Source organism: uncultured Murdochiella sp. (assembly GCF_902488755.1).
In the GTDB taxonomy this organism is placed as follows: domain Bacteria; phylum Bacillota; class Clostridia; order Tissierellales; family Peptoniphilaceae; genus Murdochiella.
Genome location: NZ_CABTXF010000002.1, coordinates 1 through 16565, shown reverse-complemented (window position 1 = coordinate 16565; position 16565 = coordinate 1). Strand labels below are relative to the sequence as shown.

Genomic DNA, 16565 nt, shown 5'->3' with positions numbered 1-16565 from the left:
CACTTTTCCTACTTCTCTCGCTTACCAAATGCCAACCGGAGGTCTCCAGAGGAAATCCACCCTTGTCGGCACATGAACCGATACACCGCATACGAAAGCAGCGCCGGAGCGAAAAAGTGCATTATCCCCATTTGCAACAGCACAGAGGGAGAATGCCCCATCACATCCAGCATCGCAAACTGACCAACCAATCCACTGGTGCCCATGCCCGCGCCGGAAGCGTTGGAGGTCATCCCCAAAACCGCCGTGGAAATCGGGCCCAAAATTGCCGAAGAAACGATGGCAGGAAGCCATACAATCGGTTTTTTGATGATGTTGGGCATTTGCAGCATAGAGGTTCCAATGCCCTGCGCCAGACTTCCGCCAAATCCGTTATCCCGATAGGAAATAATCGCAAAACCGATCATATTGCAGCAACATCCTACTGTTGCCGCGCCGGCAGCCAGCCCGGAAAGGCCAAGAGAAATCGATAGTGCCGCACTGGAAATCGGCAGTGTGAGAATCATCCCCATGACAACACTCAAGACAATCCCCATCGGGATGGGCTGCAGCTGCGTAGCACGGTTAATGAGATCCCCCAAACCATTCATCATATTGGAAATATACGGTGCTAAGAAAAAGCCGACCAGACCGCCCGTAACGATGGTCACGAAAGGCACAAGTACAATATCGACAGGTGTTTTTCCCGCAACACGGCGACCAACTTCTACCCCGGCAAGCGCAGCGACAAAAGCGCCAACAGGCTCGCCAATGCCTATAGAAGCTACACCTGTCGCATCGACGGTAATACTGCCTGCACCAAGCGCACCTAATACTACAGCGGAGAGGGTGACCAACGCAGGAGCGTCCAATACCGCAGCAATTCCGACACCAATGGCCGGACCCATGAGCTTTTGTGCGATCGTTCCCATGGTGACCAATAGCGGAATATGTGCGAGCGTTCCTATCTGTTTAATGATTAACCCGATGAGTAACGAGGAAAACAACCCCCAAGCCATCCCATTTAACACCGTCGTCCAATAGTCACGAATGGGATGTAGCGTATTTTTCATGCGTCCTTCTCCTTTTCGGTCGTTACCCCGACCAGTTCCTCTCCATCCCGTCGCAAAATGCGTACAGGATAAATCTGATTGACAACCGGTGCAGGCGACACGAAAGCGGAAGCATCCTGTCCACCATCCGGCGTTTCCTCTCGGGAGAATTTTACTTTCTCCTTCTCCGTGCCTATAGCGACGCGCAGGTAATTCCCTGAATAGCCACTATAGCGTCCCTTTTCGTCCCGTTTTTCTTCCGTGAGTACCGAGACGGTTTTCCCGACCATGTGCTCCATAAAAGCATGCCGCATAGTGATTTCCTGCTCCGCCAGCCGAGCGGCACGTTCCTTCTTTACTGCGGCATCGATCTGCCCGGTAAAAAGCGCCGCAGGAGTGCCCCGTCGCGGCGAATACGGAAAAATGTGCATACGGGAAAAACCGATCTCGCGGGTAAATGTCATCGTGTCTTGAAAATCTTCTTCTCGTTCCTCCGGAAAACCAACGATGACATCCGTTGTCAATCCGGCATCCGGAAAGATGCGGCGAATGGCTTCTACCTTTTCGGCATACAGTGCGGTTGTATACTGTCGATTCATTTTTTGGAGAATGCGATCCGATCCGCTTTGCAAGGAGAGATGAAAGTGCGGACAAAGTTTTTCCGTAGCCGCCAAACGTTCGAGTTTCTCTCGTGTTACCCACCGCGGCTCGATGCTCGACAGGCGAATGCGATGAATTTCCGGAATAGCCGCTACCGCTTCAATAACATCCGTAAGCTCCGTATCCGGCGATTGCGCACGAAAATGGGGCTCTTTCCCGTAACTGGCGACGTGGATGCCGGTGAGAACCAACTCTTTGAACCCTTTTTGGGCAAGCGTCTTCGCTTCTTCTACGATGGACGGAAAAGGGCGCGAAGCGATATGCCCACGGGCGTAGGGAATGATGCAATACGAACAAAACATATCGCAACCTTCCTGAATTTTTAGCGTCGCACGCGTCGTAGATTGTTCCGTTTCAATCGTCAGCGCATCGAAATCCGTTACTTCCTCGAGGTTTTGCACCGCGATTTGTTGTTCTCCCGTTTGTCTTACCTTTTCTACTAAGGAAGGCAGACGTTGTCGCCCCTTTGTGCCAAGAAGAATATCCACTTCCGGAAGGGTGGAGAGCGCCTCTGCCGCCACCTGCGCATAGCACCCCACTACCGCAATGACCGCATGAGGATTCTCCCGTTTCATCTTGCGCACTTGCTGGCGACTTTTTGCATCTGAGGTATGCGTCACCGTACAGGTGTTGATGACAACGACATCCGCCGGTTGCCCTTCTTCGGCAAGATGGTATCCTTCCTGCAGGAAAAGTTCTTCCATGGCTTCCGTTTCATATTGATTGACTTTACAGCCCAATGTATGGAATTTGACACGCTTCATGATGGCATCGTCTCGTTCGTTTTGCCCTTCGTTGCACCGGAGGCATCGTTTTGCTCCTTCGCATCGATTTTTTCCGTCGTTGGAGCAACGGCTTCTACACTTGCCCACTCGCCCATAACCGTTTGGCGCGTAATCAGAAAGCCCAATTTGGATAAAGCAGAGCAAATCTCTTCCTGTTGCGTTGCCAGAAGTCCGGAAAGCACAAGGTTCGCCTTGGGATTCAGCACACGCGATACATCAGGCAGCAAACGCAGCAGAGGTTCTGCCAAAATATTGGATACCAAAACGTCAAATCGCCCCTCTACGTTGGCAAGCAAATCACTCTCGAGAAAGAGAATGTCAACCTGATTTCGTTTTGCATTGTTCCGCGCAGAACGCAAAGCATCCGCACTGATGTCCGTAGCAAGTACCTCGCGCATCCCTCGTTTTTTCATATAGATGGCAAGAATCCCCGAACCCGTTCCGAGATCAAGTCCACTCTTTTCTGCTAAGGATAAGCGTTCCAATGCCTCGAGACACAATGCCGTTGTTTCATGCGTGCCCGTGCCAAATGCCATGCCCGGCTCAATAAAAATAGGAAGGCGCGTCGTGTCGGTCGGTTCCAACCAAGAAGGAACAATCTCCATGGTCTTTCCGAGAGAAAGAGGACGATACGTCTTTTTCCATTCTTCTTCCCAATGCGAGTTGTCTACTCGCTTTTCTTGCAGGATGCGAATTTCACCGCCATATTGCTCATAGCAGAGGCGTTCCAAACGTTCCAATGCCTGATGACCATAAGCATCATCCGAGAAGAAGACCAGCTGTATAACTTCGTCCTCCTCCGCCGTCTCCTCTGTCGCCTGCTGCACCTCACGCTGCCAAGCGGCGTGCAAGGCCTTTGCATCAGCAAGTTCCCAGTCCGGATGATGCGCCTCATACTGGGCAACCGTCGCCGAATCGAGCGTTTGCGTGCCCAGCGTGTCGCTTTCGGCAAGAAGAGCTTCCGCCGTCTCTTCCCATTGTCGGGAATAGATCATGGTCACTTGTAAAAACGTCTCTTGCATCAGTCAAATAGTTCCTTTACCTTTTCCCAGAAATTCTTCTGCTTTTCCTCGACCGTATCGCCCATCACTTTGGCATACGCACGAAGAGCCTCCGCTTGTTCTTCATTGAGGTGTGTCGGCGTTTGAATATCCACGACGAAATGCAAATCCCCTCTTCTCTTAGAGCGCACATCGGGGACGCCCTTCCCCACAAGTGTAAAACGGGTGCCCGTTTGTGTTCCCTTCGGAATGCGGAACGTTTCTTTTCCTTCCATGGTCGGCACTTCCACCTCATCGCCCAACGTGGCTTGCACAAAGGAGATAGGCAACTCAAAATACAGGTCATTGCCATGGCGTTCGTAAAATGCAGATAGCGCAACCCGAAGAACGATATAGACATCGCCTGCCGGTCCACCATTTGCACCACCATGACCCTGACCGCGCATCGGCAATATATTGCCATCCGCCACGCCGGCAGGAATTTTCACCGAAAGTGTGCGATTTTCGATCTCTCTTCCCTGACCGTGGCAATGCGGACACGTCTCTTCAATGATTTCGCCACGCCCATTGCAGGTGCTGCACGTGACCTGTTGAATCATGCGCCCGAAAGGGGTATGCACTTCCCGATTCACTACACCATTTCCATGACAGGTCGGACATGTTTTTTTAGCAGTCCCATCCTTTGCGCCTGTACCATGACAGTGACTGCATTCACTTTCTCGCCGAATGGTTATCGTCTTTTCTACACCGAAATACGCCTCGCGAAAGCTAAGCTGCAATTCTTTACGGATATCTGCACCGCGACGGGCACGGTGACTATCTTGCACGCCAGAAGAACGTCTACCGAATAAATCGCCGAATAAGTCGCCGAAAATATCATTCATATCAAAGCCGAAGCCACCCGTACCACCGTTCATGCCATTCTCAAAAGCGGCCTCGCCGTAGGTATCATAAAGCCGACGTTTTTCCGGATCCTGCAGAATGCCGTACGCCTCGCTTAAATCATTAAACTTTTTTGCTGCCTTTTCATCTCCCGGATTAAGGTCAGGATGGTACTGTTTCGCTTTTCGACGATATGCTTTTTTGATATCGCCAATTTCGGCGTCGCGTTTTACGCCGAGGACTTCATACGGATCTTGCAAAGTCGGCTCCTTTCTTACACTAAAGAGTCATTGTAATCGAAAGTTTACACAAAGAAAAGGGCACCAAGGTGCCCTTTCTTTATGTTCCCGGCGTTTAGTTTAATTGTCTTTGGGTTCCTCTTCATCGACGACTTCATAATCCGCATCGACAACATCATCCCCTTGACCGGCACCCTGCGCACCTGCTTCTGCATTGGCTTCGCCTGCTTGTTGACCGGCTTGTGCGTACAATTTCTGCGAAAGTGTATTCAATTCACCGGTAAGTGCTTCTGTACGTTTTTTAATGTCATCCAGATTTTCGCTTCCGACGACATCTTTAAGCGCCGTAATCTTCTCTTCTACCTTTTTCTTTTCGTCTTCTGCCACTTTATCGCCCAGTTCCTTGAGCGTGTTTTCCGTCTGATAAATCAGTGACTCCGCCTGATTTTTGACTTCGATAAGCTCTTTTTTCTTCTTATCCTCCTCGGCAAATTGCTCCGCCTCTTTTACACGACGGTCAATTTCCTCATCCGAAAGATGCGTGGAAGATGTGATGGTAATCTTCTGTTCTTTGCCCGTTCCCATGTCTTTGGCGCTGACATTGACGATGCCGTTGGCATCAATATCGAAGGTGACTTCAATTTGCGGAATACCGCGGCGTGCCGCAGGAATTCCCGAAAGCTGGAAACGACCCAGTGTCGTATTATCCGCCGCCATTTCACGTTCCCCTTGCAGAACATGGATATCTACCGAAGTCTGGTTATCCGCCGCCGTCGTGAAGGTTTGGCTCTTCTTCGTCGGAATCGTGGTATTGCGCGGAATTAATACGGTCGTAACGCCGCCGAGCGTTTCCAGCCCCAATGACAGAGGGGTGACATCCAACAGAAGCAAGTCTTTTACTTCGCCGGTCAGCACACCGCCCTGAACCGCCGCGCCAAGAGCCACACACTCGTCCGGATTGATATCTTTCTGCGGATCTTTTCCCGTGAGCTTCTTTACCAGATCCTGCACCATCGGAACACGGGTAGAACCGCCGACGAGCAAAACCTTATTCAGGTCGGAAGCCGTGAGATTGGCATCCTTTAAGGCGTTAAGCACCGGCTCTTCCGTCTTTTTCACGATGGGAGCGATAAGCTCTTCAAACTTCGCGCGAGTCACCGACATGTTAAGATGCACCGGCTGACCGTTGACTGCCGTGATGAAGGGCAGATTAATGGTCGATGTCATGGCGCTCGAAAGCTCTTTCTTCGCCTTTTCCGCAGCATCCTTCAAACGCTGATCGCTGGTAGGATCTAAACGCAAATCCACACCATTTTCTTTCTTAAAGTCTTCCGCAATGTAGTCCATCAGGGCGTTATCGAAGTCATCGCCACCCAAACGGTTGTTTCCGCGCGTGGAAAGCACTTCAAACACGCCGTCGCCCACTTCCAAAATGGAAACATCGAACGTACCACCGCCCAAGTCGAATACCATAATCTTGGAAGATTCTTCGTCTTTATCGACACCGTAAGCCAGCGCCGCAGCCGTCGGTTCGTTGATGATACGCTTGACATCCAAGCCAGCAATTTTTCCGGCATCCTTCGTCGCCTGACGCTGCGCATCCGTAAAATACGCCGGAACAGTGATGACCGCTTCGGAAACCGACTGTCCAAGATAACTTTCCGCGTCGGCTTTCAGCTTCTGCAACGTCATGGCAGAAATCTCCTGCGGCGTATACGCTTTGCCGTCAATGGTAACCTTGCGGTCTGTTCCCATATCGCGTTTAATCGAAGCAATCGTGCGATCCGGATTCATAATGGCCTGTCGTTTAGCCGTTTCGCCGACCAAGCGCTCGCCATCTTTTGTAAACGCTACAACAGACGGCGTGGTGCGATTGCCCTCCGCATTCGGAATAATGGTCGCCTGACCACCTTCCATAATCGCCACTGCCGAGTTCGTCGTTCCCAAGTCAATACCGATAATTTTTCCCATACTTTTCCTCCTTGTCGCTCAGCCCTATTTCGCCACTTTTACCATGGCGGGCCGAATCAATTTTCCATTCAACATATATCCTGTCTGCAGGGTTTCGATAACGTGTCCTTCCTCGACTTCCGCACTCTCTTCGGTAAGCACCGCATGATGCAGATTCGGGTCAAAGGCTTCGCCATCCGCCACAACGGCTTCCACCCCGTTCTTTTCCAATATCTCGCGTAACTGCGCATGAATCATTTCCATGCCCAGATAAAAATTGTCGTGTTCCTTTTCGGTCGCCAGCGCTCGTTCAAAATTATCCACCACATCAAGGAACTGAAGGATTAAGCGCTCATTGGCATAACGAACGGTATTTTTCTGTTCCTCTTCGCTGCGACGTTTATAATTCTGAAAATCCGCCTGCAAGCGTAGATACCGCTGCGCAATTTCTTCCTGTTCCGGATTTTCCATTTCGTTCGCCGATGCTTTTTCAGCATCATCCACTTCGGTTTCAAAATTTTCTTCTGTGGCGTTCTCTTCTTCAACCGCGTTTTGACTTTCGGCCTCTTCCCCTTCAACGGCTGTGTCGTCAATCTCTTTTTCGACCGGCTCTTCTTCGTGAAGCATTTCTTCTACGGTCACCTTGTTTTTCTTATTCTTCATGCTTCCTCCTTTCCGCGGTCTTTCTTTCCCCACCGCCGAAATTCTTTCTTATTCTCGTCCTGTGATGGAATCGAGATATTTACCGATACGGCGCACATGACCGATGACATTGCGATAATGCAGACGTAACGGACCGATAATCCCCAACGCGCCATACACGTCGCCATGTACGCGAAATGGTGTTGCAATGAGCGAGGCGCGGTTGAGCAAGGGCAATTCATTCTCGGAGCCGATGCGAACCATCATCCCCTTTTCGGGAGAAATTTGATCAAGCAGCCCTAAAAAGTCGGGATTATCGCGCAATTCTTCGAGAAACTGCAGTGCGTCCGGCAAATCGCTTCCCTCAACAAAGTGCAGCCATTTTGCCATTCCTTGAAATACAACCCGTTCCCCATGCGTAGCGTTCAACCGCTCAATCAATGTCGGAACCAGTTCACTCATCAAATTGCCGTGAACCACTTTGCCGCTGAAATACTCCGACTGCAGAAAAGCGGAAACGTCGCAGAGACGATGTCCTTCAAACAGTTCCTGGAAGATCTCCCCCAAACGTTCAAGACGTTCTTTGCTGTAATCGGCATCGAGATGAATCAGCTCGGTGTCCACGAAACGCGTGTTAAACACCGTAACCGTGAGCAACTCATGGGACGAGAGAGGCAGAAAACGAATCTTCTCAATAACGTCTTCTGTTCGCGCCGGCAAAATAGCAAAGGCGACGCTGTCCGTTAAATCGGAAAGAATGGTGAGCGCCTGATCCAGCAGATTTTCGGGGTCATAGGATTGCTTGAGTAAACTCCGGCTGCTGATGGCAGAAATCGGTTCCGGTTCATCTCCTCGGCGCAACAGTTCATTCACATACCAGCGATACGCCTTTTCCACCGGAATACGTCCGGAAGAAGTATGTGCTTTTTCCAGATAACCCATGTGTTCCAAGTCACTCATCTCGTTGCGTATGGTGGCGGCGGAGATATTCATCTCATAATCGCGTCGCAATGTACGAGACCCGATAGGCTGCCCTTCATTGATATAGGATTGCAAAATGGCGCCCAAAATGAAAAGTTTTCGTTCGTCCATATTGCCTCCTTATCCGCTCATCCTATCCGTAACAAAACAGGCGCAAGTACCGTTTTTTCGCCTTTGTTCCCTGTCTTGTCGTTCTGTTATCACTCTATCTCTTTGAGTGCTAACATCATGATACAAGTCCTCTGCGCTTTTGTCAATCAAAAGCGAGGAAAAATCTTATTTTTCTCGTCGTTACCCTTCCCACTCCCACAACATGTCTGACAACACATCGTTCTGGACGTTCAACCCTTTGCGTGTAAAGGCAATGTGCGTGGGCGTAATGCACAGCAAACCGTTTTTTTGCGCCTTTGCCATGCTCTTCGGAGCGATAGCAAGAACATCCATGCCGTTTCGCTTGAGAAAGGCTTCCCGATCAACACCTTCCAGCAGACGCAATCCCATCATGACCTGTTCGAAGCGGTCTTCCTTTATCGTGCGCTCCACAAGCTGTTGCGGAAGCCTTCCCTCTTCCACTTCTTTTATATAGGCATGAATGCCCGATGGATTTTGATATCGTTCACCTTTCAAATAGCTTGCTGCGCCGACACCAACGCCGAGATACTCCTCTGCCGTCCAATATTTGCGATTATGGCGTGAAGCATACGAAGGAAGGGAAAAATTGGAGATTTCATACCGCGTATAACCCAAAGAAGAAAGCGTACGCAAGACTTCGTCTTCTTCCTGCAAGAGGAGATTTTCCTCCGGCAAAGACAGGTTACCTTGCTGCGCCTGCCAGTGAAAATAGGTTTTTTCTTCCAAAATAAGAGAATACCAAGAAACGTGCTGAACACGCCATTGGGCAACATAAAGGAGATCTTTTTGAATATCCGCAAGCGTCTGCTCCGGCAAGCCGAGCAGAAAGTCGACATTGACATTGTTCGCGCCCGCATTCTGTAGCATACGAATGTCCCGTTCGACATCTTCCGCTGTATGCGTGCGTCCAAGACGAGCTAATAGCGCATCGGACATCGTCTGCACGCCAAGGGAAAAACGGTTCACTCCGACAGAGAGAAGGCGGCGAAGTCCTTCTTCTGTCAGTGTTCCGGGATTGACTTCCAGGGTAATTTCCACATCGTTTGCGAAAAAAAAGTTTGCGCGAAGCGTCTCTACTACGGCGAGAAATTCCTCCGTCGGTAGGAGAGAAGGTGTTCCTCCGCCAAAATAAACAGAATCCACAAAATAGGAAGTATCCTGTAAGAGTGGGCTCGTCTGTTTCGTTTCGACTTGTCCAAGATGCGCAATCTCTTTTTTTAGCGCTGAAATATAGGGCGCTTGCAGCGTCTCTGCATGGGGAAATGTCAAAAAATCGCAGTAAAAACAGCGTTCTGTGCAAAAAGGATAGTGGATGTAAATGCCAAGCGGTCGGGCAGAGCGGTTCTTGCCCAATACATCCTCAGTTTTCTTCATCGTATTTCAGCACGTTCAAAAACGCGCTCTGCGGAATGCTGACGTTGCCAATCTGGCTCATTCGTTTTTTTCCTTCTTTTTGCTTTTCCAGCAACTTCTTCTTGCGTGAAATATCACCGCCGTAGCACTTAGAAAGCACGTCTTTACGCAAAGCGGAAACGGTCTCGCGTGCGATAATCTTCGCGCCGATGGCGGCCTGAATGGGAACAGCAAACTGGTGACGCGGAATTTCCTTCTTCATGCGTTCACAGATCACGCGACCGCGTTCATACGCTTTATCCCGATGCACGATGAGCGAAAGGGCATCCACCACTTCACCATTCACCAGAATATCCAGTTTCACCAAATCTGACGGCTGATATCCCTGCAGTTCGTAATCCAAACTCGCATACCCGCGCGTCTTGGATTTCAACGCATCGAAAAAGTCGTAGATCACCTCGTTAAGGGGCATGTCATAGTGCATGGACACACGGCGTTCATCCATGTATTCCATGTTTTTATATACGCCTCGCCGATCCTGGCATAATTCCATAATCGTCCCGATATACTCTTTCGGTGTCATGATATCCGCCCGCACAATCGGCTCCTCCACCCGTTCCAAGTCACTCGGATCCGGAAAATCGGTTGGGTTTTGAATGCTGTACTCTTTGCCGTTGTGCAATAGAATATGATAAATAACACTTGGCGCGGTCGCCAAAATGTCCAAATTAAACTCACGTGCTAAACGCTCTTCAATCACTTCCATGTGCAGCATTCCTAAAAAGCCGCAGCGGAAACCAAATCCCAGCGCTGCCGAGTTTTCTTTTTCAAAAACCAGCGCAGCATCGTTAACCTGTAGTTTTTCGAGGGCATCGCGCACACTGTTGACATCTTCATTGGTACTGGGATAAATACCGGCATAGACCATGGGAACGACTTTTTTGTAGCCAGGAAGCGGCTCTTTCGCTGGATTCTCCGCCGACGTGATAGTGTCTCCCACTTGGGCATCCCCTACCGTCTTAATGGAGCAAACCACATAGCCGACGTCGCCTGTAGAAAGTGCCTCTGTACGGACGTGTCCGCGCGCATCATAACCGACCTCATCCACTTCATATTCTTTCCCCGTAGCCATGAGGCGGATGCGCATACCCGGCGTGATTTTACCATCCTTTACACGCACAAACATCACAACACCGAGATAGGGGTCGTAATAGGAATCAAAAATTAACGCCTGCAGCGGCGCTTTCGGGTCACCCGATGGCGCCGGAATATTTTGCACAATATCTTCGAGAACCGCTTTAATATTCGTTCCCGCCTTGGCGGAAATCAGCGGAACACCCTCGGTGTCAAAGCCCAACACATTCTCAATTTCTTCTTTTGCCATGGGGATATTGGCACCCGGCAAATCGATCTTATTAATCACCGGTAAAATTTCCAAATCCTCTTCCAGTGCTAAATACGTATTGGCGAGCGTCTGCGCCTCTACTCCCTGAGAAGCATCCACAATGAGCACAGCGCCCTCGCACGCCGCAAGGGATCTTGACACTTCGTAATTGAAATCGACATGTCCCGGCGTATCGATGAGATTGAGTGTATAAAGGATGCCGTCGTCCGCTTCATAAAATAGACGAACCGCCTTCAATTTGATGGTAATCCCACGTTCACGCTCTAAATCCATGGAATCTAAAAGCTGTTCCTTCATTTCCCGAAGCGTGACAGCGCCGGTCATTTCAATCAACCGATCTGCCAAAGTGGATTTTCCGTGATCAATGTGCGCAATAATACAGAAATTGCGAATGTGTTCTTGTTGATCTCCCATGAATCCTCCTAAAATCCACCGAACGCATCAAATGGAAAATAGCGAAATACCGCACGCCCTACAACGGAGCGCAACGAAATGGTGCCGAAATAGCGGCTGTCCCGACTGGCGCCTTCTTGGCGATTGTCCCCCATCACAAACAGTTCGTCTTTTCCCACCAACCACTCCGCTTTTTCGCGTGCGTGCGTATAGGTGGTATTAATATAGGGTTCATCGAGGCGTTTTCCATTAATATAGACCATGCCCTCTTCAATCTGCACGTATTCATCCGGAAGGGCAATGACGCGCTTAATATAGTCACGATTCTCGTCCGGCGCATGAAAAACAACGACATCGCCGCGTTTTAGACCGTCCGCAGTGATGCCTTGCTTAAAGACAAACAGGCGGTCGCCGTTGTGAAGAGTGTCTTCCATGGAAGCACCCTCCACAACCGTACTCGCCACAATAAAATGAGTAATCAGAAAGGCAATGGCGATAGCGACAACAACAATGCGAATCGCCTCCAATGCCTTAACTTCACGTTCCGCACGCTGTTTTGGCGTGTGATGAGGGGTAGGTGTTCTCATTCTTTCCTCGTTCTCGTTAATACATCAGCATCATCTTGGTAATCGGCCAGATACGCGCACGCGAAACCGCTTTAATATGCTCCGCCAAAACGGGACCAAAGAGACGACTATCGTTACTTGCGCCTGTGCCGCGGTTATCGCCCAGAACGAAATATTCATTATTGCCCAATGTCCACTTGGCGTTGGAATACGAGACGGTTTCCTGGTCGGTATAATATTCTTTCATCCACTTGCCGTTGATGAATACTTTGCCATCTTGAATTTCCACCGTTTCGCCCGGTAAACCGATCAGACGCTTGACATAAAACTCATTGAGATCCGGTGAGTCAATAATGAGAATGTCTCCGCGTTTGTAATTCTTAAAATAGGTCGGGATTTTACTAACCAACAAGAAGTCGCCGTTGTGCAGCGTCGGCTCCATGGAAGTGCCGCTTACGGTAGTCGCACCGCCGATAAAAAAGCGAATCACAATCGCCAACAATAGAGCAACAGAAATCGGCAGAATCCAGTTGAAGAAGACCCCTCGTAAACCTTTTGCTTCCGGCTTCTTCTCTTCGGTCACTTCATCTGCATACGCCGGCGCAGATTCTGGTTCGCGCTGTGGTTCTTCGGCAAACGGCCATACTTTTTTCTGTTCTGCCGTATCTTGAAGGTCATCCTCGTCGCGTTCTTCCCAAAGCGTATCCTTGTCTTCGTCCGCAACTGCCAAAACCTCATCATCCTCTTGACGCACATCTTCCGGACGCAGAGCGGCAAAAACTTGCGTTTGTTCCCTATCCAAGGCTTCTTCGTCCACACGAGGAATAACAACCGTCAAGTCCTCGGCATCCTCTTCGTAAGAAGAACCTTCCTCCGGCGTAGTAAGCAGCGCGTCGTCTTGCGGCACGGTAACGACCGAAGTAGGGGGCGCTTCTTCATTGATATCTTCTGCCATATGAGGTTCGCCAAAACGATCTTTTTCATCGAAAACATCGGTATGCAGAACATCCGGAATAGGTGCTTCGCGATTCAGCTTTTCTTCCTCGCGTGCGCTTCTTTCCGCACGTTGCGCTTGTTCCAGTTTTTCCTTCGTTTCTTCGGAAACATGCGTATGGATATAGCGGCGAAGGTTACGAGCACCGCGTTTCGCCGTATTTTCCGTTTCCTTCTTTAATCCGTCCTCCGTGGGAGGAAGAATCTCCTCTTCCGTTTCTTTTTCGGGTTCTTCGTCCATAAAAAGGTCATCCAGCGAAAGCAATCGCCGGTTGTTTTTTTGTTCTTTGGTCATCGCACACTGCCTCTCCATTCAAGAATCGTCGCAATCAGTATAGCACAGCGAGCAACGAAAAAAGTGCATAAAAAAAGAGCGGCTGCAAAGAAAGCCACTCTTTCGCATTTTCGGATTGTTATTGCGCAGAAGCAACATTCAAACGCTTTTGCAAACGGCTGACCGCACGACTCGCCGCGTTCTTGGAATACGCACTCTTTAACGAAGCACGCTTCAGTTTTCGGTCAATTACCTTTAACAGTTCTTGCGCTTCCTGAGGTGAGTTCGCCTCTAATGCCGCATCAAACTTTTTGATGTAGGTCTTAATCTCGGAACGCTTGCTGCGGTTACGCAGACGATTGCGCTTTGCGATATCAATTCTCTTTTTTGCCGATTTAATATTGGCCAATTCGCTCACCTCCTTTGGCAGCTTGAGATCTTTTTTTCGATACCTGACAAGTCTACCACAATCTTTTGCTCTATGCAAATCAGAACGCAATCTTTCCATTAAAAAAACTTTTACGGATTCAACTGAATCTCTTGATCGAACGCATTACCGTTCAAACCATGAGCGATCAAAATCACAGTGGCATCCAAAGACTGCACGTATTCCAATATCCGCTTCTGAGAAAGTACGTCCACATCGTTAAACGGTTCATCAATGAGATACCAATCCGCATCCTGAATAAGACCGCGAATGAGATTGATTTTTGCCTGCTCACCTCCCGATAAATTTGTCCCATTCTTCTCGATCTTCGAATCCATCGCAAGACCTAAGCCAAAACGCTCAGCTAATTCTCGCATCTTTTTGCTCATATTATTTTCTACTTGATCCTGAAAAAAGCTAAGGTTCTCCTCTACCGTTCCTTCGAAAAGATATCGCGTCTGGGGAATATATTGCACCTTGGCACGCTGTGCTTTTTTCTCCTTTAATTTTACACCTTGTTTCCCGTTCGACACGATCGCTCCCTCTGTCGGTTCTAACAGACCCGCTACGATTCTTAATAGAGTACTTTTTCCACTTCCATTGGGTCCGGTAATCAAATACTTCTTTCCCGGATCAAAGGTTACCGAGATCGGGTGAAGCAAGACCTTATTTTCTACACGATAAGCGATCTTCTCCAGATGTAGCGTTTGATGTAATGCAGGAAGCGATAGAAAGGAGCGCTCCTTTTTCCCTTGAAGTGATTGAATTTGTTGGAAGTAAGCACGTGCGCTTTTCATTTCCAATAGCTCGTCAACAAGATTTACCGAGCTCATGGAAACATACTCCACATAAATGAGTGAAGAGGCAAAAACGCCAACACTAATGACATCTTGTACTACTAAGAAAAGTCCGACACCAAAGCAAAGAAGAAGCTGAATATAAAGCGTTGATCCCGATAGAATCTGTACGAGAGAACGATACCGACCAAGGATGGCTTTCTTTGACTGCATTTGCGTCAGTTTCATGAGTTCCAAGTGTTCCGATTTTTCAGCCATTTCTTTCGTATAAAGCTCGTGCGATCGAAGTAACTCCTCCGTCCTTGCCACATAGTCTTTTCTACTCTCCATATGTTTCTTGGTAAGTGGATCGAAGTTCTTGCCAAGGAGAGACGGGAGGAAAAGTACAAGAAGCAAAGACCCCATAACTAAAACACACATAACTGGACTCATTATATATAAGACAACGGTGTAAGTTGCAAGCATAACACAAGTACTAAAGAAATATATTCCATTTTCAAAAAAAAGGGCGTAGAAGTCGTCTAAATCATTAAGTAAGAAAGTAGTATAACTCTCAATTTTACTTGCTTGAAATGTACTGTTTTCTAATCGAAGAATCTGATGAAATAAAGAAGAGCGAAGCTGACTCATGATTTTTGTTTCAAAACGCACTTTCACTATTTTATTACTATATTGAATGACTAACGTCAAGAGAACGCTCAAAAGGAGCAGCCCCACACAACGAAAAATGTCATGCGGAGTTAGGGATTCAAAATGATCAACAATCCAACTGAGGAGATAGGGGTACACAGCAACACAAACCACATTGCCTATAGAAAGAAGGATAGATAAAGCAAATTCTCCCATGGCAGGACGAATCCAGTTAAATCCGTTGTTGAAAATAGTCTTCATTTTACAAGTCCCCTTTTTCGCGCTCCATAGACAGCGCAAAGCGCTCCAGCTCTGACTCAAGGCGAAAAAGCTGCGTTTTCATACGCTTTTCCATGGAAAACAGATCATCGTGAAATCCAATGAGTTCCTCTTCCGTATAGTTCTGTACGCCCCGACGCAGTTTTCCGTATTCAAAGGACGAAAGTTTCAAGCGCATCTGCCCGTCCCGCGGAGACAGACGCATGCGCTCTGCACGTTTTACCCCAATCATATTGCGTATCTGGCGAACCACCATATAAAACAGGCGAAACGGGTCTTCCCCCAAGGATTCATATCCCTTAATCAGTGCGCAGGCGCGTGCACCATTGCGGTCATTCATCGCATCCATTAGCGCGAAAATGTTACGCTCGGACGGAGAAATGAGCGCGTCTTCCACCATCTGCCGATATAAGCAGCCGTCCTTCGCCAGAGCGACCGTCGAAGCCACCAGGTTTTCCACATCATAGAGAGTTTTGGCAGCGCGCGGATCAAGATATTCACTAGCGTTTACGATGAGCGATAGCACACCTTCTTCAAAACGTATGCTTCGTTGCTGCAGCTGTTTGGTCACAAATCGCTGCAGTTCCCGTTCGTTCAATGGCGAAAGCGCAATGCGTTGCAAATCCGCTTCCATTTGCTTGAGCAGCTTACTGCGGAAGGGCTTCTCCCCTTCAAAACCCAGAACCAAAAGAACGTGCGGCGGGAGATGCAAAACGCTTTCGCAAAGCGTCGCCAATAAGGCTTCCTTCTTTTGAAGAGCTTCCTTTTGTAACGGCACATGTTCCAGTACGACTACACGTCTTTCTCCCATAAGCGGCAGAGTTTCCAAGGCAGAAATCAATTCTTCTGGCGATACGGTTTGTGCATCCAGAGATATATAGTTAAAGTCAAGAAAATGACCGCCCAGCACATCTTTTTGCAGAACCTTTTTCAACATGCCCCAGAGATAGGGCTCTTGAATACAGCAAAGAAGCGCATTGCCGGGTTCACCCCGATCCACATGGGAAAGCCAGTCTACGTAATTCATGATCTCTCCTTTGCCTGTCCTACTGATTCTTTACATCCTGCCAGAGCTGGTCATAGAGATGTACGGCATCGCCGATATATTCAAAGACTTCGTATTTTTCGTATGCCGTCTTCTGCTT

The 16565-nt window shown here is 48.8% G+C and carries 14 protein-coding genes; all 14 read right to left on the bottom strand.

All coding sequences use genetic code 11. The features are described 5' to 3' along the window. Nucleotides 1–8: 8 nt before the first annotated feature. Complete coding sequence (locus tag RDL68_RS00365) at nt 9–1052, bottom strand: PTS sugar transporter subunit IIC (protein WP_308539679.1); 1044 nt, start codon at nt 1050–1052, stop codon at nt 9–11. After that, nucleotides 1049–2455, bottom strand: a complete 1407-nt coding sequence (gene mtaB, locus RDL68_RS00360; protein WP_308539678.1) for a tRNA (N(6)-L-threonylcarbamoyladenosine(37)-C(2))-methylthiotransferase MtaB — start codon at nt 2453–2455, stop codon at nt 1049–1051. Before mtaB ends, RDL68_RS00365 begins: the two co-directional genes overlap by 4 nt. Continuing rightward, the gene (gene prmA, locus RDL68_RS00355) at nt 2452–3498 is read right to left on the bottom strand and encodes a 50S ribosomal protein L11 methyltransferase (RefSeq protein ID WP_308539677.1); all 1047 of its coding nucleotides are present in this window, start codon (nt 3496–3498) and stop codon (nt 2452–2454) included. The genes mtaB and prmA overlap by 4 nt, the downstream gene beginning before the upstream one ends. Next, nucleotides 3498–4619, bottom strand: coding sequence for a molecular chaperone DnaJ (dnaJ, locus tag RDL68_RS00350; RefSeq protein WP_308539676.1), 1122 nt, complete (start codon nt 4617–4619; stop codon nt 3498–3500). The genes prmA and dnaJ overlap by 1 nt, the downstream gene beginning before the upstream one ends. Nucleotides 4620–4718: 99 nt before the next feature. Continuing rightward, complete coding sequence (dnaK, locus tag RDL68_RS00345; RefSeq protein ID WP_308539675.1) at nt 4719–6569, bottom strand: molecular chaperone DnaK; 1851 nt, start codon at nt 6567–6569, stop codon at nt 4719–4721. A gap of 24 nt (nt 6570–6593) precedes the next feature. Then, nucleotides 6594–7211, bottom strand: a complete 618-nt coding sequence (gene grpE, locus RDL68_RS00340) for a nucleotide exchange factor GrpE (protein ID WP_308539674.1) — start codon at nt 7209–7211, stop codon at nt 6594–6596. Nucleotides 7212–7259: 48 nt separating this feature from the next. Continuing rightward, the gene (hrcA, locus tag RDL68_RS00335; RefSeq protein ID WP_308539673.1) at nt 7260–8282 is read right to left on the bottom strand and encodes a heat-inducible transcriptional repressor HrcA; all 1023 of its coding nucleotides are present in this window, start codon (nt 8280–8282) and stop codon (nt 7260–7262) included. 180 nt (nt 8283–8462) lie between these two features. After that, nucleotides 8463–9677 (bottom strand): radical SAM family heme chaperone HemW, encoded by a 1215-nt coding sequence (hemW, locus tag RDL68_RS00330; RefSeq protein ID WP_308539672.1) that lies wholly within the window; start codon nt 9675–9677, stop codon nt 8463–8465. After that, nucleotides 9664–11475 carry a translation elongation factor 4 gene (gene lepA, locus RDL68_RS00325; RefSeq protein ID WP_308539671.1) on the bottom strand — a complete coding sequence of 604 codons (1812 nt, stop codon included), beginning with the start codon at nt 11473–11475 and terminating at the stop codon, nt 9664–9666. The genes hemW and lepA overlap by 14 nt, the downstream gene beginning before the upstream one ends. Before the next feature lie 8 nt (nt 11476–11483). Continuing rightward, nucleotides 11484–12041, bottom strand: coding sequence for a signal peptidase I (lepB, locus tag RDL68_RS00320; RefSeq protein WP_308539670.1), 558 nt, complete (start codon nt 12039–12041; stop codon nt 11484–11486). A gap of 16 nt (nt 12042–12057) precedes the next feature. Beyond that, on the bottom strand, nt 12058–13308 hold the full coding sequence (gene lepB, locus RDL68_RS00315; RefSeq protein ID WP_308539669.1) for a signal peptidase I: 1251 nt from the start codon (nt 13306–13308) through the stop codon (nt 12058–12060). Between the two features lie 118 nt (nt 13309–13426). Further along, the gene (gene rpsT, locus RDL68_RS00310; RefSeq protein ID WP_308539668.1) at nt 13427–13696 is read right to left on the bottom strand and encodes a 30S ribosomal protein S20; all 270 of its coding nucleotides are present in this window, start codon (nt 13694–13696) and stop codon (nt 13427–13429) included. A gap of 110 nt (nt 13697–13806) precedes the next feature. Then, nucleotides 13807–15402, bottom strand: coding sequence for an ABC transporter ATP-binding protein (locus tag RDL68_RS00305; RefSeq protein ID WP_308539667.1), 1596 nt, complete (start codon nt 15400–15402; stop codon nt 13807–13809). A 1-nt stretch (nt 15403) separates the two neighbouring features. Then, the gene (gene holA / locus RDL68_RS00300; protein WP_308539666.1) at nt 15404–16447 is read right to left on the bottom strand and encodes a DNA polymerase III subunit delta; all 1044 of its coding nucleotides are present in this window, start codon (nt 16445–16447) and stop codon (nt 15404–15406) included. Between the last annotated feature and the right edge of the window lie 118 nt (nt 16448–16565).

Excerpts from the sequence above, each read along its gene's own strand:
- holA (WP_308539666.1), bottom strand. The coding sequence starts at position 16,447 with ATGAATTACGTAGACTGGCTTTCCCATGTGGATCGGGGTGAACCCGGC.
- lepB (WP_308539670.1), bottom strand. The coding sequence starts at position 12,041 with ATGAGAACACCTACCCCTCATCACACGCCAAAACAGCGTGCGGAACGT.
- lepA (WP_308539671.1), bottom strand. The coding sequence starts at position 11,475 with ATGGGAGATCAACAAGAACACATTCGCAATTTCTGTATTATTGCGCAC.
- RDL68_RS00365 (WP_308539679.1), bottom strand. The coding sequence starts at position 1,052 with ATGAAAAATACGCTACATCCCATTCGTGACTATTGGACGACGGTGTTA.
- RDL68_RS00305 (WP_308539667.1), bottom strand. The coding sequence starts at position 15,402 with ATGAAGACTATTTTCAACAACGGATTTAACTGGATTCGTCCTGCCATG.
- lepB (WP_308539669.1), bottom strand. The coding sequence starts at position 13,308 with ATGACCAAAGAACAAAAAAACAACCGGCGATTGCTTTCGCTGGATGAC.
- prmA (WP_308539677.1), bottom strand. The coding sequence starts at position 3,498 with ATGCAAGAGACGTTTTTACAAGTGACCATGATCTATTCCCGACAATGG.
- dnaK (WP_308539675.1), bottom strand. The coding sequence starts at position 6,569 with ATGGGAAAAATTATCGGTATTGACTTGGGAACGACGAACTCGGCAGTG.
- grpE (WP_308539674.1), bottom strand. The coding sequence starts at position 7,211 with ATGAAGAATAAGAAAAACAAGGTGACCGTAGAAGAAATGCTTCACGAA.
- hemW (WP_308539672.1), bottom strand. The coding sequence starts at position 9,677 with ATGAAGAAAACTGAGGATGTATTGGGCAAGAACCGCTCTGCCCGACCG.
- hrcA (WP_308539673.1), bottom strand. The coding sequence starts at position 8,282 with ATGGACGAACGAAAACTTTTCATTTTGGGCGCCATTTTGCAATCCTAT.
- mtaB (WP_308539678.1), bottom strand. The coding sequence starts at position 2,455 with ATGAAGCGTGTCAAATTCCATACATTGGGCTGTAAAGTCAATCAATAT.